This window comes from Reyranella sp., assembly GCF_965229815.1.
Taxonomy (GTDB): Bacteria; Pseudomonadota; Alphaproteobacteria; order Reyranellales; family Reyranellaceae; genus Reyranella.
This window is the reverse complement of record NZ_CBDDJN010000002.1, coordinates 2108787-2134941: the sequence shown is the minus strand read 5'-3', so window position 1 is coordinate 2134941 and position 26155 is coordinate 2108787. Positions and strand designations below refer to the sequence as shown.

General features: G+C 69.1%; 21 protein-coding genes. 11 read left to right on the top strand and 10 right to left on the bottom strand.

Annotated features, from left to right (window positions below):
- Positions 1–7 precede the first annotated feature (7 nt).
- Positions 8–1819: a peptidoglycan-binding protein gene (locus tag ACO073_RS10710; protein WP_421997278.1), complete on the top strand. Its 1812-nt coding sequence runs from the start codon at positions 8–10 to the stop codon at positions 1817–1819.
- Positions 1820–1823: 4 nt separating this feature from the next.
- Here the strand turns inward: ACO073_RS10710 and ACO073_RS10705 are convergent, their stop codons facing one another.
- The 3 genes from ACO073_RS10705 to ACO073_RS10695 form a co-directional block, all read right to left on the bottom strand.
- On the bottom strand, positions 1824–2699 hold the full coding sequence (locus ACO073_RS10705) for a 4-(cytidine 5'-diphospho)-2-C-methyl-D-erythritol kinase (protein WP_421997277.1): 876 nt from the start codon (positions 2697–2699) through the stop codon (positions 1824–1826).
- Positions 2700–2876: 177 nt separating this feature from the next.
- On the bottom strand, positions 2877–4652 hold the full coding sequence (locus ACO073_RS10700; RefSeq protein WP_421997276.1) for a tetratricopeptide repeat protein: 1776 nt from the start codon (positions 4650–4652) through the stop codon (positions 2877–2879).
- A 4-nt stretch (positions 4653–4656) separates the two neighbouring features.
- On the bottom strand, positions 4657–6312 hold the full coding sequence (locus ACO073_RS10695) for an electron transfer flavoprotein-ubiquinone oxidoreductase (protein ID WP_421997275.1): 1656 nt from the start codon (positions 6310–6312) through the stop codon (positions 4657–4659).
- Between the two features lie 119 nt (positions 6313–6431).
- On the opposite strand from ACO073_RS10695, the gene ACO073_RS10690 reads away from it, so the two are divergent.
- From ACO073_RS10690 to ACO073_RS10680, 3 genes are read left to right on the top strand one after another with little or no spacing between them, the layout of a single operon-like run.
- Positions 6432–7499, top strand: a complete 1068-nt coding sequence (locus ACO073_RS10690) for a homoserine O-acetyltransferase family protein (protein WP_421997274.1) — start codon at positions 6432–6434, stop codon at positions 7497–7499.
- The gene (locus ACO073_RS10685) at positions 7496–8380 is read left to right on the top strand and encodes a uracil-DNA glycosylase family protein (RefSeq protein WP_421997273.1); all 885 of its coding nucleotides are present in this window, start codon (positions 7496–7498) and stop codon (positions 8378–8380) included. Before ACO073_RS10690 ends, ACO073_RS10685 begins: the two co-directional genes overlap by 4 nt.
- On the top strand, positions 8377–8805 hold the full coding sequence (locus ACO073_RS10680; protein WP_421997271.1) for a GFA family protein: 429 nt from the start codon (positions 8377–8379) through the stop codon (positions 8803–8805). Before ACO073_RS10685 ends, ACO073_RS10680 begins: the two co-directional genes overlap by 4 nt.
- A gap of 51 nt (positions 8806–8856) precedes the next feature.
- Here ACO073_RS10680 and ACO073_RS10675 read toward each other — a convergent pair whose 3' ends face one another.
- The 7 genes from ACO073_RS10675 to ACO073_RS10645 all read right to left on the bottom strand — a co-directional run bounded on the left by ACO073_RS10675 (position 8857) and on the right by ACO073_RS10645 (position 17845).
- A complete protein-coding gene (locus ACO073_RS10675; protein WP_421997270.1) occupies positions 8857–11121 on the bottom strand; it encodes a xanthine dehydrogenase family protein molybdopterin-binding subunit in 2265 nt (754 codons plus the stop codon).
- A gap of 126 nt (positions 11122–11247) precedes the next feature.
- Entirely contained in the window at positions 11248–11673 is a 426-nt protein-coding gene (locus ACO073_RS10670; protein ID WP_421997268.1) for a GNAT family N-acetyltransferase, read from the bottom strand.
- Positions 11657–11908, bottom strand: a complete 252-nt coding sequence (locus tag ACO073_RS10665) for a formate dehydrogenase subunit delta (protein WP_421997267.1) — start codon at positions 11906–11908, stop codon at positions 11657–11659. The genes ACO073_RS10670 and ACO073_RS10665 overlap by 17 nt, the downstream gene beginning before the upstream one ends.
- A gap of 3 nt (positions 11909–11911) precedes the next feature.
- Positions 11912–14755, bottom strand: a complete 2844-nt coding sequence (gene fdhF, locus ACO073_RS10660; RefSeq protein ID WP_421997266.1) for a formate dehydrogenase subunit alpha — start codon at positions 14753–14755, stop codon at positions 11912–11914.
- 10 nt (positions 14756–14765) lie between these two features.
- Positions 14766–16304: a formate dehydrogenase beta subunit gene (locus tag ACO073_RS10655; RefSeq protein ID WP_421997265.1), complete on the bottom strand. Its 1539-nt coding sequence runs from the start codon at positions 16302–16304 to the stop codon at positions 14766–14768.
- Positions 16304–16765 carry a formate dehydrogenase subunit gamma gene (locus ACO073_RS10650; protein ID WP_421997264.1) on the bottom strand — a complete coding sequence of 154 codons (462 nt, stop codon included), beginning with the start codon at positions 16763–16765 and terminating at the stop codon, positions 16304–16306. The genes ACO073_RS10655 and ACO073_RS10650 overlap by 1 nt, the downstream gene beginning before the upstream one ends.
- Positions 16766–16954: 189 nt before the next feature.
- Positions 16955–17845, bottom strand: a complete 891-nt coding sequence (locus ACO073_RS10645; RefSeq protein ID WP_421997262.1) for a LysR family transcriptional regulator — start codon at positions 17843–17845, stop codon at positions 16955–16957.
- 89 nt (positions 17846–17934) lie between these two features.
- Between ACO073_RS10645 and ACO073_RS10640 the strand changes: the two genes are divergently transcribed.
- The 7 genes from ACO073_RS10640 (at position 17935) to ACO073_RS10610 (ending at position 26035) form a co-directional block, all read left to right on the top strand.
- Complete coding sequence (locus ACO073_RS10640) at positions 17935–18945, top strand: Bug family tripartite tricarboxylate transporter substrate binding protein (protein WP_421997260.1); 1011 nt, start codon at positions 17935–17937, stop codon at positions 18943–18945.
- 90 nt (positions 18946–19035) lie between these two features.
- Positions 19036–19539, top strand: coding sequence for a tripartite tricarboxylate transporter TctB family protein (locus ACO073_RS10635; RefSeq protein ID WP_421997259.1), 504 nt, complete (start codon positions 19036–19038; stop codon positions 19537–19539).
- Positions 19540–19563: 24 nt separating this feature from the next.
- A complete protein-coding gene (locus tag ACO073_RS10630) occupies positions 19564–21069 on the top strand; it encodes a tripartite tricarboxylate transporter permease (RefSeq protein WP_421997258.1) in 1506 nt (501 codons plus the stop codon).
- Between the two features lie 107 nt (positions 21070–21176).
- Positions 21177–21866 (top strand): GntR family transcriptional regulator, encoded by a 690-nt coding sequence (locus ACO073_RS10625; protein ID WP_421997256.1) that lies wholly within the window; start codon positions 21177–21179, stop codon positions 21864–21866.
- Positions 21867–21885: 19 nt separating this feature from the next.
- Positions 21886–23616: an oxalyl-CoA decarboxylase gene (gene oxc, locus ACO073_RS10620; protein WP_421997255.1), complete on the top strand. Its 1731-nt coding sequence runs from the start codon at positions 21886–21888 to the stop codon at positions 23614–23616.
- 39 nt (positions 23617–23655) lie between these two features.
- Positions 23656–25101, top strand: coding sequence for a formyl-CoA transferase (frc, locus tag ACO073_RS10615; RefSeq protein ID WP_421997254.1), 1446 nt, complete (start codon positions 23656–23658; stop codon positions 25099–25101).
- A gap of 4 nt (positions 25102–25105) precedes the next feature.
- Positions 25106–26035, top strand: a complete 930-nt coding sequence (locus ACO073_RS10610; RefSeq protein ID WP_421997253.1) for a methionyl-tRNA formyltransferase — start codon at positions 25106–25108, stop codon at positions 26033–26035.
- The last annotated feature ends 120 nt before the right edge of the window (positions 26036–26155 follow it).

The following is a 26155-nucleotide window of genomic DNA, read 5'->3' as shown; positions in this document are numbered from 1 at the left end:
ATTCGCGATGAGGCGATCGCTCCTGATCATCGGCACGGCGGCTGGAGTCGTGGCCGCCGTCTCGACCGCGGCATGGCTCGACATTCCCCATGGCGAGCCGCCGCCCGCGATGCCGATATCGACGCCCGTTCCCGAGCCCGCCGCCAGGTCCGCTGCAGCGCCGACGCCCGCACCCGCACCGTCGGTGCCCGCGCCGGCATCCGAGGCGGCCCCCGTCGCGGCGACCGATCCCGCCGCGAGCGCATCGGCGGTCGCGACGACGGCGCCAGGCGCAGGCACGCCTCCGCAGCCGCTCGACGTTCCGACCGCGGCCTTGCCACCCGAGCCGACCACGGCCGACTTCGCGGCCAGCGGCGCGGAGCCGACCGGCGATCTGGCCTCGGGCGTTGACTGGTCGATCGTAGCTCTCGAGGAGCTGCGCACGCGCGCGGGTCGCGACGAGATGCCCGCGATGGAAGAGCTGGCGCGTCGGCTGATCCAGGGCGTCGGCGTGCCGAAGGACCAGCAGGCCGGCGCCGGCTGGCTGCTGCGCGCCGCCCAGCGCGGCTCGGCGCAGGCGGCGTTCAACGTCGGCGTGATGTACGAGCGCGGCTTCGTGGTCGAGCGCGATTCGACCAAGGCCGTCGAATGGTATCGCAAGGCGGTCGAGGGCGACATTCCCGCGGCCAAGCACAACCTCGCGCTGCTCCTGCGCGACGGCAAGGGCGCGCCGCGCGACGGCGCGGCGGCCGTCGAGCTGCTGCAGTCGGCGGCCCGCCAGGGCATGGCTGCGTCGATGTTCACGCTCGGCGACATCCACGAGCGCGGCGATGCCGGCGTCAAGGACCAGGCGGTGGCGCTGGCATGGTTCGCCATCACCGCCGAGTTCGAGCGCCAGACGAACCGCGGCAGCGAGAGCGCGCTCGGCAAGACGGCCGCGCAGCGGGTCGAGATCCTGCAGCGCATCCTGCTGCCCGCCGATCTCGAGCGGGCGCAGAAGATCGGGCAAAGCGAGTTCCGCAAGATCGTCGAGGCCCTCCAGCCGCCCAAGCCGGCCGAGCCACCACCGACCGGGACGGCGGCCGCGCCGCCCGCCACGCCCGAGCCGGAGTCCGGCCCGCCGGGCTGGCCCAGGGAAGCCAGCGAGCAGATCCGCGTCGTCCAGCAGGCGCTGATCGATCTCGGCTTCCTGCGCGACAAGGCGGACGGCGCCATGGGACCGCTGACGCGCAGCGCCATCCGCGCCTTCCAGAAGAGTGCGGCCCTGCGCGAGACCGGCGAGCCGACGCGCGACGTCTTCGCGAGCCTGCAGGCCGCGCTGGCCAGCCGCGAGGCCGCCGCGAAGACGCCCAGGCCCGAAGCCGAACCAAGGAGCGAGACCCCGGGCATCCCCGCGCCGGCGGAGGCCGCACAGGCGCCCGCGCCACCGGCCGTCGATCTCGGTACGGTCGAACCGGCGCCGCCTCCGCCGACATCGGCAGATTTCCAGGCGCCGGTCGCGGCGCCCGCCGCGGCCGCGGAGGCCACGCCGGCAGCCACGGCCTTCTCGTTGCCGGCTCCCGAGGCGCCGCCCCCGCCCACGTCGCGAGACCTCGTCCAGGCCGCGGCCACGCCCGACCCCGACGGCTGGCCGGCCTCGCCGGTCGACCAGATCAAGGTCGTCCAGGGTCTCCTGAGAGACCTGAAGTTCGTGCAGGATCCGCCGGACGGCGTGATGGGGCCGGTGACAGAGAAGGCGATCCGCGACTACGAGCAGTCGGCAGGCCTCGCGCCGACCGGCGAAGCGAACCGCGCGCTGTTCGATTCCCTGAAGCGCGCGCTGGCCGCCCGGCCGAACTGAGCGGTCAGGCCGCGACGAACCGGCCGACGTGCCGCCACCAGGCTGCCGGCAGCGCCGCGGCGACCGCCTCCGCCGGCTCGGGCCCGTCAAAGAGCGCGAAGCAGGTGGCGCCGCTGCCGCTCATCGCGACATGCCGCGCGCCCGACCCTTCCAGCGTCTGGAGCACGCGCCCGACGACGGGCTGGAGCGAGATCGCCGCGGCCGTGAGGTCGTTGCCGCGGCCGGCCAGCAGCGCCGCGAAATCTTCGAGGCCCTGCCACCCCTGGGGCGGCGGACGGGATGGCGAGAAGGGTCCCGGCCGGGCGGAGAAGACATCGCGCGTGGCGAGCCCCACCCCGGGATTGACCAGCAGCACCGCGCAGGGCGGCAGCGGCGGCGCCGGCAGGAGGCGCTCGCCGACCCCCGAGACGAAGGCCGGCCGGCCGGCCAGGCACATCGGCACGTCCGCACCGAGCCGCGCGGCGAGGTCGAACAGCTCGTCCTCGGGGAGCGCGACGCGCCAGAGGTCGACCAGCTCCTGCAGCACGGCCGCGGCATCGGCCGATCCGCCGCCGAGGCCGGCAGCGACGGGAATGCGCTTGGCGAGCCGGATCGACGCCCGCGGCGACACGCCGGCGCGATCCGCCAGAAGCCGGGCCGCCTTGAGGACCAGATTGTCCGGGTCGGCCTGCAGCGTCGGCGCAAACGGCCCGTCGAGTTCCAGCGCCAGCCGGTCGCCGACCGCCACCTCCACCGTGTCGGCGAGGTCGACGAAGGCCACCAGCGAGTCGAGCAGATGGTAGCCGTCGGGCCGGCGCCCGACGACGTTCAGCCACAGGTTGACCTTGGCATGCGCCGGCCGGCCGGATCTCGCACGCGATGACTTGAGATCAATCGCCATCTTGCCGGGCGCACGCCACTCCGTGGCGCCTCATCGGAGCGCGAACCTCCAGGTCCGCGTCATGACATTGAGCGGACCTGGAGGTCCGCGCTCCGGCAACTTCACGACCTACGCCAGCGAAGAGAGCCACGGAGAGGCGCGCCCCCGGCAGATGAGTCGACCGGAAGTCGCCACGCTCTAGCCGCCCTGCTTGGCCTTCTCGTAGACGGTCGGCTTGTCGTTCGAGGCGCTGAGCCCGCTCGAGAGCTTGTCCCGGATGATCGAGATGCGGTCCTTGTCCGGGTTCTGGTTGAGCGCGCGCTCCCACTGGAAACGCGCCTCGCGCTTGCGCCCAACATGCCAGTAGGCGTCGCCGAGATGCTCGATGATCGTCGGATCGTCGCCCTTCTGCTCGGCCGCCCGCTCCAGCCACTCGACCGCCTTGTCGTACTGGCCGAGCCGGTAATACGCCCAGCCCACCGAATCGGTGATGGCGCCGTCGTCGGGCCGGAGCTCCGTGGCCCGCTTGAGCATCTTCATGCCCTCGTCGAGATGAAGGCCCTGATCGACCCAGCTGTAGCCGAGATAGTTCAGCACATGCGGCTGCTCGGGCGACAGTTCGAGCGCCTTCTTCATGTCGGCCTCGGCCTTGGGCCACTGCCTCGTGCGCTCCAGCACGATCCCCCGGCCGAAGAAGATGGTCCAGTGACGTTCCTCGAGATGGTTGATGCGCTGGATCGCGGTGTCGTAGGCCTCGACGGCGTCGGCGTACTTCTCCTTGCTGCGCAGCAGGTCGGCGAGCGTCAGCGCCGCGTCGATCCGGTCGGGCTTCTCGGCGATGAGCTCCTTCAGCCGGCTGACCGCCTGGTCGAACTTGTCCTCCTGCGCATCGAGCGCTGCCGTCCTGAGCCGGGCCTGCCAGTAGAGCGGCGACCGGGCCGGAATCGCGGACAGGGACTGGATGGCCTTCGGCACCATCTGGAACTGTTCGTAGATGCCCGCGATCATCAGCCAGGCGAAGTCGTTCTCGGGCTGCAGGCTGGCCGCCAGCTGATAGAAAAGCAGCGACAGGTCGGTCCGCTGGTTGCGCGGATCGGCCGACAGGAGGCCGCCCATGTCGAACAGGATGTCGGAGATGCCGGCAGCGGTCGACGGTGCCGGCGGCATCGGCGCGTTCGGTCCGACCAGCCCGTCCATCACCACGGCGTCGGCGTACTTCTCGCCGTACTTCTTCAGGAGATCGCGGGCCTCGTCGTCCTTGCCCAGCCGGCGCAGCCCCTCGGCGGCCGCGACGATGGTGCGCAGGCCGGTCTTGTCGAGCGACGCGGCGCTCCGGTACCTGGCCTCGGCCGCCGCCTTGTCGCCCGCCATCTCCTCGATCTGGCCCTCGATCACCAGCGACGGTCCCCCGGTGCTCTGCCCGGCGGCCGCCTTGAGCTTGGCGAGACGCGCGCGGGCGCCGGCGAAGTCCTTCTCGCCCGCCTTCAGCCACGCCATCACGTATTCGCGGAACGGCCCCAGCTGGATTTCGCCGCCGATCCGGCCCATCTGCTGCTCGGCGGCCGGGTAGTCGCCCTTCTTGATCGACTGGACGGCGAGCACGAGGTGGGCCAGCCCGTCGGCCGGCTTGAGCGCCAGGACCTGCGGCGCGAGCTGCACGGCCTGATCGAAGCGACCGGCGAAGAGACGCAGGCGGAACGCCAGAGACACCAGCTCCGGATCCTTGGGCGCCATCGCGAGCGCGAGGTCGGCCTGGTCGCTGGCGGCGGCATAATCGTGGTCCTGCTCGCCGATGCGCGCCGCGAGGTAGCGGCCGCCGAGCGGGATCGCCGACACCGGCGTGGCCTGCAGCGGCGGCGCCGCGCGCTGCGCCGGCGGTTTTGCCCCCGGCTGGGGGGCCTGCTGGCCGTTGCCGACGGCGGGAAGGATCAGGAGCGACGCTGCCGACAGCAGCGCCAGATGTGTACGTCGCATGCTCTCACATATTGGGATAGTTCGGCCCGCCGCCACCCTCGGGCACGGTCCAGTCGATGTTCTGGGCGGGGTCCTTGATATCGCAGGTCTTGCAGTGGACGCAGTTCTGCGCGTTGATCTGGAAGCGCGGCTGGCCGTTGTCGGCGGTCACGACCTCGTAGACGCCGGCAGGGCAGTAGCGTTGCGCGGGCTCTGCGTAAAGCGGCAGGTTGACCGCGATGGGGATCGAGGGATCGCGCAGCTTGAGATGGACCGGCTGGTCCTCCTCGTGATTGGTGTTCGACAGGAACACGGACGAGAGCTTGTCGAAGGACAGCGTGCCGTCGGGCTTCGGATACTGGATCGGCTGGAACTCGGCGGCCGGCCGCAGGCACTCGTGGTCGGCCTTCTTGTGGCGCATGGTCCACGGCACGCGCAGCCCGAGATCGTGCAGCCACATGTCGAGGCCGCCGTAGAGCGTTCCCAGCGTGGTGCCCCACTGCAGGGCCGGCTTCACGTTGCGGACCTTGTCGAGGTCCTTCCACAGCCACGAGGCCTTGAGCTTCACGGGATAGGCGATCAGCTCGTCGCCGCCGCCCTTGCCCGCGGCCAGCGCCTCGAAGGCGGCCTCGGCCGCCAGCATGCCGCTCTTGATGGCGTTGTGGCTGCCCTTGATGCGCGGGACGTTCACGAAGCCGGCCGAGCAGCCGATCAGCGCGCCGCCCGGAAAGGTGAGCTTGGGGATCGACTGCAGGCCGCCCTCGTTGATGGCGCGCGAGCCGTAGACCAGCCGCTTGCCGCCCTCCAGGTACTTGGCCACGTCGGGATGGGTCTTGAACCGCTGGAACTCGTCGAAGGGCGACAGGTACGGGTTCTCGTACGACAGGTGCACGACCAGGCCGATCGCCACCAGATTATCGCCGAAATGGTACATGAACGAGCCGCCGGAGCTGCCGCTCTCGCTGAGCGGCCAGCCCTGCGTGTGCGCGACCAGGCCCTTCTTGAAGCGGGCCGGGTCGACCTGCCACAGCTCCTTCAGGCCGATGCCGAACTTCTGCGGATCGACGCCGTCGCGCAGGTCGAACTTCGTCATCAGCTGCTTGGCGAGCGAGCCGCGCACGCCCTCGGCGATCAGCGTGTACTTGGCATGCAGCTCCATGCCGGGCGTGTAGCTGTCCTTGTGCTGGCCATCCTTGCCGATGCCCATGTCGCCGGTGGCCACGCCCTTGACCGAGCCGTCGTCGTTGTAGAGCACCTCGGCGCCGGCGAAGCCGGGGTAGATCTCGACGCCCAGCGCCTCAGCCTGCTGGCCGAGCCAGCGGCAGACGTCGCCCAGGCTGACGATGTAGTTGCCGTGGTTGTTCATCAGCCGCGGCAGCAGGAAATTGGGGAAGCGGTACGAGCCGCTCTTCGACAGGAACAGGAACTGGTCGTCGGTGACCTCGGTCTCGAGCGGCGCGCCCTTCTCCTTCCAGTCGGGGATGAGCTCGTTCAGGCCGATCGGATCGACGACGGCGCCCGACAGGATGTGGGCGCCGATCTCGGATCCCTTCTCGATCACGCAGACCGACACTTCGTGGCTGCGTTCTGCGGCGAGCTGCTTGAGGCGAATCGCCGCCGACAGCCCGGCCGGGCCGCCGCCAACGATCAGCACATCGTATTCCATCGACTCGCGCGCCATTACCGTCTCGCTCTGCAGGGCCTTTTAAACATGGACGTCCCGCCGGGCGGCGGCGATCCTTGTCGGTCTAGATAGCCTGTCGGGGGCGGGATCGCCACCCGGCGAAAAGGGGAATTCCAGTGGCAGAGCTTACCGGTATCGAGAGCAAGACCTTCACCGCCCGTGATTTTTCCCTGGAAAGCGGCCGCACCCTGCCCGTCCTCGAGCTCGCCTACGAGACCTACGGCACCCTGTCGCCGGCGCGCGACAATGCGATTCTCGTGGTGCACGGCTACACGTCCAGCCACCATGCCGCCGGCCGCAACGCATCCGGCCACGAGGGTCGCGGCGTCGCCCCCGGCGCGCCCGGCTGGTTCGACGGGCTGATCGGCCCGGGCAAGGCGATCGACACCGACCGCACCTTCGTCGTGTCGGTGAACGCGCTCGGCTCGGCGCACGGCAGCACCGGCCCCAACTGCACCGATCCCGCGACGGGCAAGCCCTACGGCCCGACCTTTCCCGAGATCACGATGCGCGACATCGTGGCGGCCGAGAAGCTGCTGGTCGATTCGCTGGGACTGAAGAGCCTCATCGCCGTGATCGGCCCGTCGATGGGCGGCTTCCAGTCGTTCCAGTGGGCGGCGTCCTTTCCCGGCTTCATGAAGGCGATCGTGCCGTCGGTGACGGCGCCGCGCGCGCCCGGCGGCCTCGACCGGCTGGAGGCGCTGCAGGCGCGGCTCGCCAGCGATCCCAACTGGAACGGCGGCTGGTACTACGACAAGGGCGGCATCGCGCGCACGCTGGAGGAGATCCGCTTCGAGACGCTGATGAACTACGGCCAGAACGAGATCCTGGCCGAGACGATGTCCGATCCGAAGGCGCGCGAGGCGGCGATCCGCGCCAGCGCGAAGGCGTGGGCGCAGATCTACGACGGCCATTCCATGGTCGTGCTGCGCCGGGCGATCGGCTCCTTCGACATCACCGGCGAGTACGCCAAGCTGCGCGGCACCAAGGTCCTGTACGTGCAGTCGCCGACCGACAAGCTGTTCGACATCGCGCTCAGCCCCGGCTACGTGACCGACATGCGCAAGGCCGGGGTCGATGTCACCTATGTCGAGCTGCCCACCGACAAGGGCCATATGGCGAGCCACGCCGATGCCGCCCTGTGGGCGCCGATCCTGGGCGCCTTCCTGAAGCGGCTGCGATGATCCCATCGGTCGAGCGCGAGGACATCGCAGCGCTGCTGCGCTGGTACGTCGAACAGGGGATCGACGAGACGATCGGCGAGGAGGCGATCGACCGCTTCGCCGCGCCGCCGCCACTGGCTGCCGTCGTGCTGCCGGCCGGCGGTCCGGCCCCCGCCGCGACCCCGGCCCTGGGCGCCACGCCGACGCCGGCGTCCCCGGCAGCGCCGACGTCGCGCCGTCCGACCCCCGCACCGGTCGTCCGCGCGCCGGTTCCCATCGAATCGCCGCAGCTCGTCGAGGATGCCCGCGCGCTGGCGCGCGGCTGCGACACGGTCGAGGCGCTGGAGGCGGCGGTCCGCGCCTTCGAGGGCTGCGCGCTGAAGCGCACGGCCAAGAACACGGTGTTCGCCGACGGCGTGGCGGGTGCGCCGGTGATGATCGTGGGCGAGGCCCCGGGGGGCGACGAGGACCGGCTGGGCAAGCCGTTCGTCGGCGTCAGCGGCCAGCTCATGGACCGCATGTTTGCCGCCATCGGCATGAGCCGCGAGCGCGACCTCTACATCACCAACATCCTGTTCTGGCGGCCGCCCGGCAACCGCACGCCGACCCTGGCCGAGCAGGCGATCTGCCTGGCCTTCACGCGCCGCCACATCGAGCTGGCGCGGCCGAAGGTGCTGGTGCTGGCCGGCGGCACGGCCGCCAAGTCGGTGCTCGACACGACGGAAGGCATCATGCGGCTGCGCGGCAAGTGGGCCACCCTCGCCCTCGACGACGGCACCACGGTGCCGGCGCTGCCGACCTTCCACCCGGCCTACCTGTTGCGCACGCCCGCCAGCAAGCGGCAGAGCTGGTCGGACCTGCTGTCCCTCGACAGGAAGCTGCGCGAGCTCGGCCTCCGATGACCGTCCGTGCCGGCGGCTGCATCTGCGGCGCCGTGCGCTTCAGGGCCACCGGCGAGCCGTCGCGCGTCACCATCTGCCATTGCACCTGGTGCCAGCGGCGCACCGGCACCGCCTTCGGCACGGAGGTCGTTTACGACCGCGACCAGGTCGAGATGACGGGCGACTGCATCGCGCGCCATCGTCACGTCTCGGACGAATCGGGCCGCTGGCTCGAGCTCGAGTTCTGTGCTCGCTGCGGCACCAGCCTCGGCTTCACCCTGGAGGCGGTGCCCGGCGTGCGCACGCTGCCCGCCGGCGCCTTCGACGATCCGTCCTGGATCACGGCGGACCGTCTCAAGGTCCGCCACGTGTTCCTGCGCTCGCGGCGCGACTGGTCGGACCTCTCGCCGCTGGTCGAACAGCATGAGCGGCACTTCCGCCCCTAGAAGCTCGTCGGAGCGCGGCCCTTAGGGTTCGCGCTCCGCAAGACGCCGCCGTCAGTCGGCGGCGCGGGCCAACGGCTCGGGCTCGAGCGCCTCCAGCACCTTCGGCGGCGACATGGGCAGGCTGTAGAGGCGCAGCCCCAGCGCCTGGTGGACGGCATTGGCGACCGCGGACATCACCGGCACCAGCGGCACCTCGCCGACGCCGCGGACGCCCTGCGGATGCTTCGGGTTGGGAACCTCGATCATCACGGCGTCGATCCTGGGCAGATCCGACGTGACGGGCATGCGATAGTCGAGGAAGCCCGGATTATCGAGCTTGCCGTCCTTGTTGTAGATGTACTCCTCGCTCAGCGCCCAGCCGATGCCCTGGGCGACGCCGCCCTGGATCTGTCCCTCGACATAGTCGGGATGGATCGCCCGGCCGACATCCTGGAAGGCGGTGTAGCGCGTCACCCAGACGCGGCCGGTGCCGGGATCGACCTCGACGTCGCAGATATGGGTGCTGAAGCCGCCCTCGGCGCCCGCGGTGTTGCTCGACGCGCCGGCGCCGATCGGGCCGCCGGTCTCGCTGGCGCGGGCCGCGATCTGGGCCAGCGACAGCGGCTCGAACTTGCCGGCGTTCTCGCCGGCCGGACGGGCGTAGCCGTTGTCCCAGGTCACCGCCTCGGGCTCGATCTTCCAGATCTTGGCGGCGCGCTCGCACAGCGTCTTGATGACCTTCTCGGCCGACTGGGTGACCACCATGGCGGACGCGAAGGTGACGCGGCTGCCGCCCGTCAGGTTCGAGAAGCCGATGCTGCTGGTGTCGCCGATCAGCACCTGGATCTTGCTGTGGTCGATGCCCAGCAGCTCGGCCGCGATGTTGGCCGTCGAGGCGCGCGAGCCGCCGATGTCGGGATGGCCGGTCATCACGACGACCGATCCGTCCTCGTTGACGCGCATCTCGGCGCTCGATTCGCCGCCGGCGTTGAACCAGTAGCCGCTGGCCACGCCGCGGCCCTGGTTGGGGCCGAGCGGCGCCTTGTAGTGCGGATGGGCGAGCGCCTCGCGCACCGTCTCCTGGTAGCCCATGACGGGATAGACCGGCCCGTGCACGGCCTTGGTGCCCTGCTTGGCGGCGTTCTTCAGGCGCAGCTCGAGCGGGCACATGCCGAGCTTCTCGGCCAGCTCGTCGAGCACGCACTCGACGGCATAGGCGCCGATCGGCGCGCCGGGCGCGCGGTAGGCCGCGACCTTGGAGCGGTTGGAGACGACGTCGTAGCCCAGCGTATGGGCGTTCGGGATGTCGTAGGGACCGAAGGCGCAGCCGGCGGCGCCGCGGATCGGCGAGCCGGGGAAGGCGCCGGCCTGCAGCCAGTAGGTGCCCTGGCCGGCGACGATCGTGCCGTCCTTCTTGGCGCCGATCTTGACCTTGCTCATCGAGCCCGAGGTCGGGCCGGAGGCGCGGAACACCTCCTCGCGCGTCATCACCATCTTGACCGGGCGGCCCGATTTCCTGGCCAGCATCAGGGCCAGCGGCTCGAGGTAGATGATGGTCTTGCCGCCGAAGCCGCCGCCGATCTCGGCCGGGATGGCGCGGATGTCGCTCTGCTGCATGCCCGTGAGCAGCGCCGACATGGCGCGGACCATGAACTGGCCCTGGCTCGAGCTCCAGATCGTGGCCTTGCCGTCGACGACGCTGACCAGGCAGGCGTGGGGCTCGATGTAGCCCTGGTGGACCGCCTCGGTCTCGAACTCGCGCTCGACGATGACGTCGGCTTCCTTGAAGCCCGCCTCGACGTCACCCTTCTTGTGCTCGAGGGTGCCGGCGATGTTGGAGGGCTTGCCCTCGAACTTGACGTGCTCGTGGAGGATGGCCGCGTCGGGCTTCATCGCGTCCTTGACGCTGATCGCCCAGGGCAGGACCTCGTAGTCGACCTTGATCAGCTTGAGCGCCTCGACGGCGACCGCCTGGGTGATGGCGGCGACGGCGGCGACCGGATGGCCGTGGAACAGCGCCTTGTCGCGGGCCATGACGTTGCGGCACATCCAGCGCATGTCCTGGATGCCCAGCATCACAGGGCCCTTGTCGATCGGGAAGTCGACGATGTCCTTCGACGTCACCACCGCCATGACGCCCGGCAGCTTCTCGGCCTTCGACGTGTCGATCGACCGGATGCGGGCGTGCGGATGCGGGCTGCGCAGGACCTTGCCCCAGATCATGCCGGGCATGGTCGTGTCGGCGGCATAGGCCGCCCGGCCGGTCACCTTGTCGGCGCCGTCGGGCCGGGGGGTGCGCTTGCCGATCCACTTGTTGTCGGGGTTTTCCGTGGTCATGGCGTTCGTCCCTGAATGTGCGGTGAACGAGAGAATTCGCCCCGCAATCAGACCGGCTCACGCCTTCCAGATCAAGCGGGATATGGCTCAATCGCGCACATCCTGCGAAACCGGGGTCCGAATCGTCTACAGCTTCTTCTTCAGGAAGAACTTCTTGTGCCCCTCGGGATAGTCGTCGAGGGTCGCGAACACCTCGTAGCCGCGCTTTTCGTAGAACGGCCGGGCCTGGAAGGAATGGGTATCGAGCTCGGCCGAGTGGCAACGCCGCTCACGGGCATAGGCCTCGGCCTCGTCCATGAGCCGCGTCGCGCAGCCCTGGCCGCGCACGGCCTCGTCGACCCACAGGAACGAGATGTGCAGCCAGCCGCCCCAGATGCCGCCCAGCAGGCCGCCCAGCGTCTCGCCGCGCTTGTTCTTCAGGAAGAAATGCACCGGGTAGTAGGCCGACAGGCCCGTGACCCCGACATTGTAATAGTTGAGATGCTCGCGCACGAATTCGGCGGAAGTGCCCGCCTGGTCGAACTCGATCCTCAGCTCATCCGCCGGCTTCAAGAGGCGCTCCGTGTTTCGCCTCCTTTAGCCTTCCGATCGCCTCGCGAACAGGGGCATCGAGCCCCGCCCCGCCCGCCCGCCAGTGGGCGACGATGTTGGCCTTCATGCGCGGGTCCCAGAACTTCTCCAGATGGTCGGCGATGCCCGCGACCGGATCGCCGTCGCGCTGCGGCAGGAAGAACCGGCCGATCTGGTTGGCCATGGAGACCAGCTTGTCGAGCGACGCCGAGGCCATGCGCTACTCCGCCGCCACCTTGGCGGCGATGCGCCGGCTGTGCTCGGCCTGCTCGGCATACTCGCGCTGCCATTCGCTCGGGCCGTTGGACGGCGACACCTGGACGGCCGTCACCTTGTACTCGGGGCAGTTGGTCGCCCAGTCCGAGTACTCCGTGGTGACGACGTTGGCCTGGGTCTCCGGGTGATGGAACGTCGTGTAGACCACGCCCGGCGCCACCCGCTCGGTGATCCGCGCGCGCAGGGTCGTGCCGCCGGCGCGGCTGTCGAGCTTGACCCAGTCGCCGTCGCGCACGCCGCGCTCCTCGGCATCGTGGGGATGGATCTCCAGCATGTCCTCGTGGTGCCAGACCACGTTGTCGGTGCGCCGCGTCTGGGCGCCGACATTGTACTGGCTGAGGATGCGGCCGGTGGTGAGCAGCAGCGGGAAGCGCGGCCCGACCTTCTCGTCGGTCGGCACGTACTCGGTGATCATGAAGTTGCCCTTGCCGCGGGCGAAGCCGCCGACATGCATGACCGGCGTGCCGAGCGGCGCCTTCTCGTTGCACGGCCACTGGACCGAGCCGACCTTCTCCAGCAGGTCGTAGGACACGCCGGTGAAGGTGGGCGTGAGCCGCGCGATCTCGTCCATGATCTCCGACGGGTGCCCGTAGCCCATCTCGAAGCCCATCGCCCGGGCGATGGCGAGCGTGATCTCCCAGTCGGCCATGCCGTTCCTCGGCGCCATCACCCGGCGCACGCGGTTGATGCGGCGCTCGGCGTTGGTGAAGGTCCCGTCCTTCTCGAGGAAGGTCGAGCCCGGCAGGAAGACATGGGCGTAGTTCGCGGTCTCGTTCAGGAAAAGGTCCTGGACGACCACGCATTCCATGGCCGCGAGCGCCGCCTGCACGTGCCGGGTATTGGGATCGGACTGCAGGATGTCCTCGCCCTGCACGTAGATGCCCTTGAACGTGCCGTCGATGGCGGCGTCGAACATGTTGGGAATGCGCAGGCCCGGCTCGGCGTCGAGCGGCCGCCCCCACAGCTTCTCGAACATGTCGCGCGTGGCGTCGTCCGAGATGTGGCGGTAGCCCGACAGCTCATGCGGGAAGCTGCCCATGTCGCAGGAGCCCTGGACGTTGTTCTGGCCGCGCAGCGGATTCACGCCGACGCCGGGGCGGCCGAGGTTGCCGGTCGCCATGGCGAGGTTGGCCAGCGCCATGACGGCGGTCGTGCCCTGGCTGTGCTCGGTGACGCCGAGCCCGTAGTAGATCGCGCTGTTCCGGCCCGACGCGTAAAGCCGCGCGGCGCCGCGGATCGCCTCGGCCGAGACGCCGGCGATCAGGCCGATCGACTCCGGGCTGTTCTGCGGCTCGGCGACGAAGGCCGCCCAGTGCTCGAAGGCGTCGCGGTCGCAGTAGTCGCGGACGAAGGCCTCGTTGACCAGGCCCTCGGTCACGATGACATGGGCCAGCGCGTTCAGGATGGCGGCGTTGGTGCCCGGCCGCAGCGGCAGGTGGTACCTCGCCTCGACGTGCGGCGTGCGCACGAGGTCGATGCGCCGCGGGTCGATCACGATCAGCTCGGCGCCCTGGCGCAGCCGCTTCTTCATGCGCGAGGCGAACACCGGATGGGCGTCGGTCGGGTTGGCGCCGATCACCAGGATGACGTCGGACTGCTCGACCGAATCGAAATCCTGGGTGCCGGCCGAGGTGCCGAAGGCGGTCTTCAGCCCGTAGCCGGTCGGCGAGTGGCAGACGCGGGCGCAGGTGTCGACGTTGTTGTTGCCGAAGCCGCCGCGCACCAGCTTCTGCACGAGGTAGGTCTCCTCGTTGGTGCAGCGCGACGAGGTGATGCCGCCGATCGCCAGGCGTCCGTACTTCGCCTGCAGGCGCTTGAACTCGGAGGCGACGCGGCCGATCGCGACCTCCCAGGTCACCTCGCGCCACGGCTGGTCGATCGTCTCGCGGATCATCGGCTTCAGGATCCGCTCGCGGTGGTTGGCGTAGCCCCAGGCGAAGCGGCCCTTGACGCAGGAATGGCCGCGATTGGCCTTGCCGTCCTTGTAGGGGACCATGCGCACCAGCTCGTCGCCGCGCATCTCCGCCTTGAAGCTGCAGCCGACGCCGCAATAGGCGCAGGTCGTCACCACCGAGTGCTCGGGCGTGCCGATCTCGATCACGCTCTTCTCCGACAGCGTCGCCGTCGGGCAGGCCTGCACGCAGGCGCCGCACGACACGCATTCGGAATCGACGAACGGCTCGGCCGCGCCGGCCGACACCTTCGAATCGAAGCCGCGGCCCTGGATGGTCAGCGCGAAGGTCCCCTGGACCTCCTCGCAGGCCCGTACGCAGCGCGAGCAGACGATGCACTTCGACGGGTCGAAGGTGAAGTAGGGGTTGGACTCGTCCTTGGCCTGGCGCGTGTGGTTTTCGCCGTCGTAGCCGTAGCGCACGTCGCGCAGGCCGACGGCACCCGCCATGTCCTGCAGCTCGCAGTCGCCGTTGGCGGCGCAGGTCAGGCAGTCGAGCGGATGGTCGGAGATGTAGAGCTCCATCACGCCCTTGCGGATCTGCTTCAGCCGCTCCGTCTGGGTCGCCACGACCATGCCCTCGCCCACCGGAGTCGTGCACGAGGCCGGCGTCCCGGGACGGCCGGCGATCTCGACCAGGCAGAGGCGACACGAGCCGAACGACTCGACCGAGTCGGTGGCGCAGAGCTTCGGCACCTTGGTTCCAAGCTCCATCGCCGCGCGCATGATCGAGGTGCCGGCCGGCACCGTGACGGCCTGGCCGTCGATGGTGAGGGTCACGCTCTCCGCCGCGCGGCTGGCGGGCGTGCCGTAGTCGGTCTCCTGGACGAGGGACATGACCTGCTCCTTAGTCCGCCGCGGCCTCGAGGGGCGGGCGGTCGAAATCCTCGGGGAAATGCCGGATGGCGCTCATCACCGGATAGGGCGTGAAGCCGCCCAGCGCGCACAGCGAGCCGAACTTCAGCGTCTGGCAGAGGTCGGTGATCAGCGCGAGGTTGGCCGCGACGCGCTCGCCGCGGATGATCTTGTCGATTGTCTCGGTGCCGCGCACCGAGCCGATGCGGCAGGGCGTGCACTTGCCGCAGGATTCGATGGCGCAGAACTCCAGCGCGAAACGCGCCTGATGCGCCATGTCGACCGTGTCGTCGAACACCACGACGCCGCCATGACCGATCAGCCCGTCGAGGGCGGCAAAGGATTCGTAGTCGAACGGCGTGTCGAACAGCTTGCGCGGGAAGTAGGCGCCGAGCGGGCCGCCGACCTGCACGGCGCGCGCCGGCCGGCCGCTGCGCGTGCCGCCGCCGATCCCGTCGACGATCTCGCCGAGGGTGAGCCCGAAGGCGGCCTCGAACAGGCCGCCATGCCGGACATTGCCGGCGAGCTGGATCGGCATGGTGCCGCGCGAGCGGCCCATGCCCAGCGCGGCATAGGCATCGGCGCCGTCGGCCAGGATCGCCGGCACGGTGGCCAGCGAGATCAGGTTGTTGATCACGGTCGGCCGGCCGAACAGGCCCTTGTGGGCCGGCAGCGGCGGCTTGGCACGCACCTGGCCGCGCTTGCCCTCGAGGCTTTCCAGCAGCGAGGTCTCCTCGCCGCAGACATAGGCGCCGGCGCCGACCCGGATCTCGATGTCGAAGCCCGCCGACTCGCCCAGGATGCCTTCGCGCCCGGCGAGGGCCACGGCCTGCTCCATGACGCGGATGGCGTCGGGATACTCCGAGCGTATGTAGACGTAGCCCTTCGTCGCGCCGACGGCGAAGCCGGCGATCGCCATGCCCTCGATCAGCAGGAAGGGGTCGCCTTCCATGATCATGCGGTCGGCATAGGTGCCCGAATCGCCCTCGTCGGCATTGCAGACGATGTACTTCCGGTCGGCGGCGGTATCGGCGACGGTCTTCCACTTGATGCCGGTCGGAAAGCCCGCGCCGCCGCGGCCGCGCAGGCCCGACTTCGTGACCTCGGCCACGGTCGCCGCCGCCCCGATGCTGCGCGCCCGCTCGAGGCCGCGCCCGCCGCCGTGGGCACGATAGTCGGCCAGCGACAGCGGATCGATGATGCCGCAGCGCGCGAAGGTGATGCGCGTCTGCTTCTTGAGGAAGGGAATCTCCTCGGGCCGGCCGACGCACAGCGGATGGGACGCCGGCGGCAACCCGTCGGCGAAAAGGCCGGCGACGTCCTGCGCCTCCACCGGCCCGAAGCCGATGCGGCCGCCCGGCGTCTCGATCTCGACCAGAGGCTCCAGCCAGAAAAGGCCGCGCGAGCCGGTGCGCACGATCTCGACGGCGAGACCCTTGCGCCTCGTCTCGTCGGCGATCGCCGCGGCGACCTTGTCGGCGCCGACGGCGCGGGCCGCCGCGTCGCGCGGGACGAAGATGCGCGTGGCCATCAGCCGACCTCGCGCGAGATGTCGGCGATCGACGACGGCGTGAGCCGCCCCAGCGGCTGGCCGTCGAGCAGGGCCGACGGTCCGGAGGCGCACAGGCCCAGGCAGTAGGTCGCCTCGACGGTGACGCGGCCGTCGGCCGTCGTTCCCTCCCAGTCCACGCCGAAATGATCGAGGATGCGGCGGGCGAGCGCCTCGCCGCCAACCGACTGGCAGGCTTCCGCCCGGCAGAGCTTCAGCACGTGGCGGCCCGCCGGCCGCTCGCGGAAGTCGTGGTAGAACGACACGACGCCGTGCACTTCCGCCCGCGTCAGGTTCAACGCCTCGGCGACGAAGGGCACCGCCGGCGGCGGGACGCAGCCGAACGCGCTCTGGATGTCGTGCAGGATGGGCAGCAACGCGCCGTCGCGGGCGGCGTGACGGTCGATGATCTCGGCGGCTTGCGTTTCGCTCCAGGCCGTCATCGCGGCGTTCTCCGTGGCTACTGGCCGTTCGGCGTTTGCTGGAGAAGCTTTGCGCTTCACGTGGCGCCGGCGCAATAAAGCGAACGTGTGGGACGATAGAAAAAATCTATCGCCTTGAGCTTCTCAATCTTGATTGCTCAATCAAAAAATCTATATATAGTAATGGAGAGACATAAACACCACTAATAGTCAGTCGAACGTGCGCGCCAAGTGAGCCGCCTCTGCCGCCAGCGCCGACGCCAGCGGCGTCATCGGCTCCCGCAGCGGCACCACCAGACCGATCTGGTGGACGGCCTCGGGCTCGACGATCGGGATCGCACGCAACTTCTCGGTGAGGCCGAGCGTGTCGGCGAGCTTGGCCGGCATCACGCTCGCCCATCGCCCGGTCCGGACGTGGGAGAACAGGACGATCATCGAGTTCGATTCCAGCGTGGGCTCGGGTCGCTCGCCGGCGGCGTTGAGCAGGCTGTCGATGATCCGCCGGTTCTGCATGTCGGGCGTCAGCAGGCAGAGCGGGATGCGACCGACCTCCGCCCAGGTCACGCGGTCGCGCTCGCCGAGCGGGCTGTCGGCGGAGGTGAGCAGGCGATACTGCTCGAGGTAGAGCGGCACCGCGCGCATGCGGCCGAGCGGCTCGTTGTCGATGTAGGTCAGGCCGGCATCGACCTCGAGGTTCTCGAGCATCGACAGGACCTCGGCCGACGTCCGCGACAGGATGGTGAACTTCACGTTGGGATGCTTGGCGCGGAACGGCGTGGTGAGCGCCGACACCATGGCGAGCGCCGTGGGGATCGCGGCAATCTTGAGATGCCCGCTCAGCCCCTGCTTCAGGGTCTGCACTTCCTGGCGCATCGCGCGCGTGTCGGCGACGATCGTGCGGGCCCAGTCGAGCACGCGCTCGCCCTCGGCGGTGAAGCCGAGGAAGCGCGAGGTGCGCTGCACCAGCAGAACGCCCAGCGAATCCTCGAGCTGCTTGATGCCGGCGGAAAAGGTCGGCTGGGTGACGCCGCACTGCTCGGCCGCCTTGCCGAAGTTCTTCTCCCGCGCGAGCGCGATCAGATACTCGAGCTTGTCGATCATGCCGAGGCGGCCGCTCGACCGGTTGCCGCGATCATTGTAATATCGTTCGCAAATCCACCAAAAATGGTGGATCGGGAGGAAACAAAATCATGACCCACACGCTCCGCTCGGGGGCGCTCGCTGCCATGGCAGCGACGCTGGCCGTCAGCCTCTACACCACGCCAGCCGCCGCCTGGGAACCGACACGGACCGTCGAGTTCATCGTTCCGGCGGGAACCGGCGGCGGCGCCGACCAGATGGCGCGCATGATCCAGGGGATCATCACCAAGCACAAGCTGATGAAGCAGAGCATGGTGGTGGTGAACAAGGCCGGCGGCGCCGGCGGCGAGGGCTTCCTCGAGATCAAGAATTCGAAGGGCAATCCCAACCGGCTGGTCATCACCCTGTCGAACCTTTTCACGACGCCGCTGGCGACCGGCATTCCGGTGAGCTGGAAGGAGATGACGCCGGTCGCGATGCTCGCGCTCGACGAGTTCGTCCTCTGGGTCAACGCCGAGTCGCCCTACAAGACCGCGCAGGAGTTCGTGGCGGCCGTGAAGGCCGCGCCCGCCGGCCAGATCAAGATCGGCGGCACCGGCTCCAAGCAGGAGGACCAGATCATCACCGTCGCCCTCGAGAAGGCGATCGGGGGGAAGTTCACCTACGTTCCCTACAAGGGCGGCGGCGAGGTCGCGGTCCAGCTCGTCGGCAAGCACGTCGACGCCACCGTCAACAACCCGATCGAGGCGGTCGCACAATGGCGCGCCGGCAAGGTCCGCCCGCTCTGCGTCTTCGACGGCAAGCCGCTGTCCGGCAAGGAGCCGATGGCCGGCGGCAAGTCGTGGTCCGACATCCCGACCTGCAAGTCGCAGGGGCTCGACATCGAGTACCTGATGCTGCGCGGCATCTTCATGCCGGCCGGCGTGCCGAAGGAGGCGGTGGCCTTCTACATCGACCTGCTGAAGAAGGTGCGCGAGACGCCGGAATGGGCGCAGCTCATGAAGGACGGCGCCTTCAACCAGTCCTTCATGACCGGACCGGAATACGCCAAGTGGGTCGAGAACGAGGAGAAGCGGCATCGCGACCTCATGAAGGAAGCGGGCTTCCTCGCAACCAACTGACCGTGCCGTCGAACGGCCGCGCACGGCCGGGAGCGAGAAGCGCTCCCGGCCCGGCGCCGGCCCTACAGTCCATTCGGAAATCGAAGAGTCATGACCCATCCGGCAGATGAGCCCGCCACGCGCGGCCCGCGGCAGCACCTCGTCGAGGCAGGCGTCGCTGCCTTCATGATCCTGCTGGGGCTGGTGACCATCGCCGGCAGCCTGAAGGTCGGAACCGGCTGGGGCGCGGAAGGCCCGATGTCGGGCTTCTTCCCGTTCTGGATCGGCCTGATCGTCGTCGCCACCAGCGCCTTCAACCTGGTGAGGGCGCTCAGCCACGGCAGCCGCCGAACGTTCGCGACCTGGGGCGAGCTCGGCCAGGTCCTCAAGGTGGTCGTGCCCCTCACGCTGTACGTGGCCGCCATTCCCTGGCTCGGCATCTATCTCTCCTCCGCGCTCCTGATCGCGGGCTTCATGCGCTGGATCGGCCGCTACGGATGGCTGCTCACGCTCGCGATCAGCCTCGGCCTGCCGGTCCTGGCCTACGTGACGTTCGAAATCTGGTTCCTCGTGCCCCTGCCCAAGGGACCGATCGAGGACTGGCTGGGCCTGTAGCGAGACCGCGGGGAGAGCTTCGGCATGGAGAGCGTTGGCGACCTGATGGCCGGCTTCGCCGTGGTTTTGAGCTGGGACAACCTGCTCTACATGGTGATCGGCATCGTGCTGGGCGTGATCATCGGCGTGCTGCCCGGGCTGGGCGGCGCCAACGGCGTGGCGATCCTGCTTCCCCTCACCTTCAGCATGTCGCCGACCTCGGCGATCATCCTGCTCTCCTGCATCTACTGGGGCGCGCTGTTCGGCGGCGCCATCACCTCGATCCTGTTCAACATCCCGGGCGAGCCCTGGTCGGTCGCCACCACCTTCGACGGCCATCCCATGGCCCAGAAGGGACAGGGCGGCGAGGCGCTGACGGCGGCCTTCACCTCGTCCTTCGTCGGCGCGCTGTTCGCCGTCATCGTGATCACGCTGGCGGCGCCTCTGGTCGCGAGCTTCGCGCTGCAGTTCGGTCCGGCCGAGAAGTTCTCTGTCTTCTTCCTCGCCTTCTGCAGCTTCGTCGGCATGGGCAAGGAGCCGCCGACCAAGACCATCGCCGCCATGATGATAGGCTTCGCGCTGGCCGCGGTCGGCACCGACACGGTGACCGGCCAGCTGCGCCTGACCTTCGGCTCGACCGAGCTGCTGAGCGGCTTCGACTTCCTGGTCGCCGTCATCGGGCTCTTCGGCATCGGCGAAATCCTGCTGACCATGGAGGAAGGCCTGTCTTTCAAGGGCAAGGCCTCGGGCATCAACCCCGCCGTCGTGTGGCAGACGTGGAAGAAGCTGCCGCGCTACTGGATGACCTCGCTGCGCTCCTGCCTGATCGGCTGCTGGATGGGCATCACGCCGGCCGGCGCGACCCCGGCCTCGTTCATGAGCTACGGCATCGCCAAGCGCGCCTCGCGCAACGGCGCCAAGTTCGGCACCGGCGAGATCGAGGGCGTGGTGGCGCCGGAGACGGCGGCCCATGCCGCGGGAACCTCGGCCCTGCTGCCGATGCTGTCGCTCGGCGTGCCGGGCTCGCCCACCGCCGCCGTGCTGCTGGGCGGCCTGCTGATCTGGGGCCTGCAGCCCGGTCCGCTGCTGTTCGTCGAGCAGAAGGACTTCGTCTGGGGACTGATCGCCAGCATGTATCTCGGCAACGTGGTCGGGCTGATCATCGTGCTCACCATGGTGCCCGTCTTCGCCGCCATCCTGCGCGTGCCGTTCGGCATCATCGCGCCCATCATCCTGGTGATCTGCGCCATCGGCGCCTACACCGTGCACAACAACACCTTCGACATCGTCATGATGCTGGTGTTCGGCGTCGCCGGATACCTGCTGAAGAAGACCAACTACCCGCTGGCGCCGCTCGTCCTGGCGATCGTCCTGGGCGACAAGGCCGAGGAGTCCTTCCGCCAGTCGCTGCTGATCTCGCAGGGCAGCTTGGGCGTGTTCTTCTCCAACGGCTTGGTCAGCACGATCATGGTCCTGGGTCTGGTCGCCCTGTTCTGGCCGGCGATCTCGTCCCTCTACGGCCGCTTTTCGCCCCCGCGTCCCGCGTCCTGACCGGCCCCGGCGGGCGGTCGGGCGGCTGGACGGGCATGGCGCCGTGGAATAATGAATAATGTATCCAGCCGGTGGGGGCCGGCTGGCGGGAGGGACAACCTGATTCCATGAGCGAAGCCCGCCTCGTGGTCGCCCCGATCGACAGTCGGGAGACGTTCAAGGACAAGGCCTATGCGGCCTTGCGTGACGTGATCGTGTCCTGCGGCATCTACCGCTCGCGCACCGACATCCGGCTCGACGAGCGCCAGCTTGCGCAGGATTTCGGCATCTCGCGCACGCCGGTGCGCGAGGCCATGGCGCAGCTCGAGCGCGAGGGCTTCGTCCGCTCGGTGCCCCGGCGCGGCGTCTATGTCGTGCGCAAGACCAAGCGCGAGGTGATCGAGCTGATCCAGGCCTGGGCGGCGCTGGAGAGCATGGCGGCGCGGCTGATCACCCAGTCGGCCACCGACGGCGACATCGCGGGCCTGCGCCGCATGTTCGCGACCTTCGAGGGCGACCGGCTGCACGCCAAGCTCGACGAGTATTCCGAGGTCAACATCGCCTTCCACCAGACCATCATCGAGCTCAGCGGCAACCAGGCGCTGATCCGGCTGGCGGAGAACCTGTTCACCCACATGCGGATGATCCGCGGCAGCACGATCGGCCAGGACGACCGCGCCGACCGGTCGATCCGCGACCACATGAACATCATCCAGGCCCTGGAGGCGCGCGACACGGAACGCGCCGAGGACCTGGTGCGCCAGCACGCGCTCGGCCTGGCCGAGCACGTCGCCAAGCACGCCGACTATCTGGACTGACGAGAAACGGGAGGAACCCATGGCCGAGGCCGCACTGAAGGCACAGGAAGACGACGCGCAGGAGCTGACCGACGGCTTCAGCCTGGTCATCGACGCGATGAAGCTGAACGGCATCGACACGATCTACGGCGTGCCGGGCATTCCCATCACCGATCTCGGCCGCCTGGCCCAGGCCGCCGGCATCCGCGTCCTGTCCTTCCGCCACGAGCAGAACGCCGGCTACGCCGCGGCGATCGCGGGCTTCCTCACGAAGAAGCCCGGCGTCTGCCTCACCGTCTCGGCGCCGGGCTTCCTGAACGGCCTGACGGCGCTCGCCCACGCCACGACCAACTGCTTCCCGATGATCCTGATCTCGGGCTCGTCGGAGCGCGAGATCGTCGACCTGCAGCAGGGCGACTACGAGGAGATGGACCAGCTCGCGATCGCCAAACCGCTGTGCAAGGCGGCCTATCGCGTGCTGCACGCGCAGGATATCGGCATCGGCTTCGCGCGCGCCATCCGCGCCGCGGTGTCCGGCCGTCCCGGCGGCGTCTACCTCGACCTGCCGGCCAAGCTGTTCGCCCAGGTGATCAATGCCGATGCCGGCGCGAAGTCGCTGGTCAAGGTGATCGACCCCGCGCCGGCCCAGATCCCCGCGCCGGCCGCCGTGCAGCGCGCGCTCGACGTGCTGAAGGCGGCGAAGCGCCCGCTGATCATCCTCGGCAAGGGCGCGGCCTACGCCCAGGCCGACGAGGCGATCCGCACCCTGGTCGAGAAGAGCGGCGTGCCGTTCCTGCCGATGAGCATGGCCAAGGGCCTGCTGCCCGACACCCATCCGCAGTGCGCCGGCGCCGCCCGCTCGACGGTGCTGAAGGACTCGGATGTCGTGATGCTGATCGGCGCACGGCTCAACTGGCTGCTGTCGCACGGCAAGGGCAAGGCCTGGGGCGAGGCGCCCAAGAAGTTCATCCAGGTCGACATCGAGCCACGCGAGATGGACAGCAACGTCGAGATCGCGGCGCCCGTGGTGGGCGACATCGCCTCCTGCGTCCAGGCGCTGATCGACGGCATGGGGGCCAAATGGGCCGGCGCGCCGGCGGACTGGACCGGCACGGTCACCGCCAAGCGCGACGAGAACGTCGCCAAGATGGCGCCGCGCTTCATGAACAACAAGACGCCGATGGACTACCACGGCGCGCTGGGCGCGCTGCGCACCATTATCAAGGAGCGGCCCGACACGATCCTGGTCAACGAGGGCGCCAACACGCTCGACCTCGCCCGCGGCGCCATCGACATGTACAAGCCGCGCAAGCGGCTGGACGTCGGCACCTGGGGCGTCATGGGCGTCGGAATGGGTTCGGCCATCGCCGCCGCCGTCGAGACCGGCCATCCGGTGCTGGCCGTCGAGGGCGACAGCGCCTTCGGCTTCTGCGGCATGGAGATCGAGACGATCTGCCGGTACGGACTGCCGGTCTGCGTCGTGGTGTTCAACAACGACGGCATCTACCGCGGCGTCGACGTCAATGCCGGCGGCGGTGCCGATCCGGCGACCACCGCCTTCGTGAAGGGCGCGCGCTACGACAAGATGGCCGAGGCGTTCGGCGGCGTCGGCATCAACGCCACCACGCCCGACGAGCTGAAGCGCGCCGTCAACCAGGCGCTCGATTCGGGCAAGCCGACGCTGATCAACGCCGTGATCGACCCCGCCGCCGGCAGCGAGAGCGGCCGCATCGGCAACCTCAATCCGCAAAGCAAGCTGCGCAAGAAGTAGCCGCGCGGCCTCGACGACACATTACGATCGGAGACTGAGATGGCGAAGAAGAAAGACAAGAAGGCGAAAGCCAAGGGCAAGGACAAGGACAAGGCCGCGAAGAAGGCGAAGAAGCAGTCGCTCAAGGTCGTCGCCGGCAAGGCGAAGGCCGCCAAGACCAAGGGCAGCGACCTGCCGAAGGTCTCGGCCAAGCCCTGGGGCAAGGACGGCAAGGCGCTCGACGGCGTGAAGATCCTCGACTTCACGCACGTCCAGTCGGGACCGACCTGCACCCAGCTGCTGGCCTGGTTCGGCGCCGACGTGATCAAGGTCGAGCGCCCGGGCACCGGCGACATCACGCGCGGCCAGCTCCAGGACGTGCCGAACGCCGACAGCCTCTACTTCACCATGCTCAACCACAACAAGCGGTCGATCACGCTCGATTCCAAGAGCAAGGAGGGCATGAAGGTGCTCGAGCGCCTGGTGAAGACCTGCGACGTGCTGGTCGAGAACTTCGCGCCCGGCGCGCTCGACCGCATGGGGCTCACCTGGGAGCGCATCCACGCCCTGAACCCGCGCATGATCGTGGCCTCGGTCAAGGGCTTCGGCCCCGGACCCTACGAGGAGTGCAAGGTCTACGAGAACGTGGCGCAATGCGCCGGCGGCGCGGCCTCGACCACCGGCTTCCTCGACGGGCCGCCGCTGGTGACCGGCGCCCAGATCGGCGATTCCGGCACTGGCCTGCACCTGGCGCTCGGCATCGCCTGCGCCCTCTTCCAGCGCAAGCGCACCGGCCGCGGCCAGCGCGTGCTGGCCTCGATGCAGGACGGCGTGCTGAACCTCTGCCGGGTCAAGCTGCGCGACCAGCAGCGCCTCGCCCACGGCCCGCTCAAGGAATACACGCAGTACGGCCAGGGCATCCCGTTCGGCGAAGCCACGCCGCGCGCCGGCAACGATTCGGGCGGCGGCCAGCCCGGCGTCATCCTGAAGTGCAAGGGCTGGGAGACCGATCCCAACGCCTACATCTATTTCATCACCCAGGCGCCGGTGTGGGAGAAGATCTGCGACATGATCGGCGAGCCGGACTGGAAGACCCATCCGGACTACGCCAAGCCGCCCGCGCGGCTGCCGCGGCTGAAGCAGATCTTCGAGCGCATCGAGCAGTGGACCATGACCAAGACCAAGTTCGAGGTCATGACCGAGTGCAACGCGCTCGACATTCCGGTCGGCCCCATCCTGTCGATGAAGGAGCTGGCGGAGGAGCCGTCGCTGCGCGAGACCGGCACCGTGGTCGAGGTCGACCATCCGACACGCGGCAAGTACCTGTCGGTAGGCAACCCGATCAAGCTCTCCGACTCGATCACCGAGGTGAAGCGCTCGCCGCTGCTGGGCGAGCACACCGACGAGATCCTGAGCAAGGTCCTGAAGTTCACGCCGCGAGAGATCGCCACGATCAAGGCATCCGGCGCGACCGGCGAGGCACCCAAGGCACAGGCGGCGGAGTAGCACCATGCGCATCGTGGTCCATGGCCAGCAGGCCTTCGGCAAGGCCGTGCTGGAAGCGCTGCTGAAGCGCGGCGAGAACATCGTCGGCGTCTACGTGGCGCCGGAGAAGCCCGGCCAGAAGGCCGATCCGCTGAAGGAGGCGGCGCTGGCGGCCAAGCTGCCGGTGTTCCAGCCGGCCTCCTACCGCAAGCCCGAGGTCTGGGAGGAGTTCAAGGCGCTGAAGCCCGACCTGCAGGTCATGGCCTTCGTCACCCTGTTCGTCCCCGAGGAGTTCCTCAACATCCCGACCCACGGCTCGATCCAGTACCATCCGTCGCTGCTGCCGGCCTATCGCGGCGCCTCGGCGATCAACTGGCCGATCATCCTGGGCGAGAAGGAGACGGGCCTGTCGATCTTCTGGCCCGACAACGGCCTCGATACCGGCGACGTGCTGCTGCAGAAGATGACGCCGATCGGGCCGAAGGACACGCTGGGATCGGTCTACTTCGACCGGCTGTTCCCGATGGGCGTCGACGCCATGCTGGAATCGGTCGACCTGGTGAAGGCCGGCAAGGCGCCGCGCATCAAGCAGGACGAGGCGAAGGCGACCTACGAGGGCCGCGCCACCGCCGACATCGCCCGCATCGACTGGGGCAAGTCGTGGCGCCAGATCGACCCGCTGGTGCGCGGCTGCAACCCCGCACCCGGCGCCTGGACGACGCTGGACGGCAAGACCCTGCAGATCTTCGACATCGAGCCCCTGCCGGCCCGCGATCCCAAGGGAATCGGCGGCAAGTACGGCGAGGTCGTCGAGGTGTCGGGCGACGGGTTCACCGTCGTGGTGCCCGACGGCCGCATCAAGGTGCTGCGCGTCAAGCCGGCCGACGGCCCCAAGGTGGCCGCCGGCGAATGGGCCGCGGCCGCCAAGCTCGCCGTCGGCGCGAGGCTGGCGTGAGGCAACCGATGCCTCTCGTCCTGCTCTCATGCTCCTCTCCTCCGTTGGGGGAGAGGCTGGGTGAGGGGGAGATTTAACGGGAAAGCCTGCGATCGCCCCCTCACCTAACCTCTCCCCCAA

Bases quoted from the DNA above. Each gene is read 5' to 3' on its own strand.
- ACO073_RS10655 (WP_421997265.1), bottom strand. From the start codon at position 16,304: ATGGCCACGCGCATCTTCGTCCCGCGCGACGCGGCGGCCCGCGCCGTC.
- ACO073_RS10645 (WP_421997262.1), bottom strand. From the start codon at position 17,845: ATGATCGACAAGCTCGAGTATCTGATCGCGCTCGCGCGGGAGAAGAAC.
- ACO073_RS10695 (WP_421997275.1), bottom strand. From the start codon at position 6,312: ATGGCGCGCGAGTCGATGGAATACGATGTGCTGATCGTTGGCGGCGGC.
- frc (WP_421997254.1), top strand. From the start codon at position 23,656: ATGGCGAAGAAGAAAGACAAGAAGGCGAAAGCCAAGGGCAAGGACAAG.
- ACO073_RS10635 (WP_421997259.1), top strand. From the start codon at position 19,036: ATGACCCATCCGGCAGATGAGCCCGCCACGCGCGGCCCGCGGCAGCAC.
- ACO073_RS10705 (WP_421997277.1), bottom strand. From the start codon at position 2,699: ATGGCGATTGATCTCAAGTCATCGCGTGCGAGATCCGGCCGGCCGGCG.
- ACO073_RS10650 (WP_421997264.1), bottom strand. From the start codon at position 16,765: ATGACGGCCTGGAGCGAAACGCAAGCCGCCGAGATCATCGACCGTCAC.
- ACO073_RS10675 (WP_421997270.1), bottom strand. From the start codon at position 11,121: ATGACCACGGAAAACCCCGACAACAAGTGGATCGGCAAGCGCACCCCC.
- fdhF (WP_421997266.1), bottom strand. From the start codon at position 14,755: ATGTCCCTCGTCCAGGAGACCGACTACGGCACGCCCGCCAGCCGCGCG.
- oxc (WP_421997255.1), top strand. From the start codon at position 21,886: ATGGCCGAGGCCGCACTGAAGGCACAGGAAGACGACGCGCAGGAGCTG.
- ACO073_RS10625 (WP_421997256.1), top strand. From the start codon at position 21,177: ATGAGCGAAGCCCGCCTCGTGGTCGCCCCGATCGACAGTCGGGAGACG.
- ACO073_RS10640 (WP_421997260.1), top strand. From the start codon at position 17,935: ATGACCCACACGCTCCGCTCGGGGGCGCTCGCTGCCATGGCAGCGACG.
- ACO073_RS10630 (WP_421997258.1), top strand. From the start codon at position 19,564: ATGGAGAGCGTTGGCGACCTGATGGCCGGCTTCGCCGTGGTTTTGAGC.
- ACO073_RS10665 (WP_421997267.1), bottom strand. From the start codon at position 11,908: ATGGCCTCGGCGTCGCTCGACAAGCTGGTCTCCATGGCCAACCAGATC.
- ACO073_RS10610 (WP_421997253.1), top strand. From the start codon at position 25,106: ATGCGCATCGTGGTCCATGGCCAGCAGGCCTTCGGCAAGGCCGTGCTG.
- ACO073_RS10680 (WP_421997271.1), top strand. From the start codon at position 8,377: ATGACCGTCCGTGCCGGCGGCTGCATCTGCGGCGCCGTGCGCTTCAGG.
- ACO073_RS10710 (WP_421997278.1), top strand. From the start codon at position 8: ATGAGGCGATCGCTCCTGATCATCGGCACGGCGGCTGGAGTCGTGGCC.
- ACO073_RS10685 (WP_421997273.1), top strand. From the start codon at position 7,496: ATGATCCCATCGGTCGAGCGCGAGGACATCGCAGCGCTGCTGCGCTGG.
- ACO073_RS10700 (WP_421997276.1), bottom strand. From the start codon at position 4,652: ATGCGACGTACACATCTGGCGCTGCTGTCGGCAGCGTCGCTCCTGATC.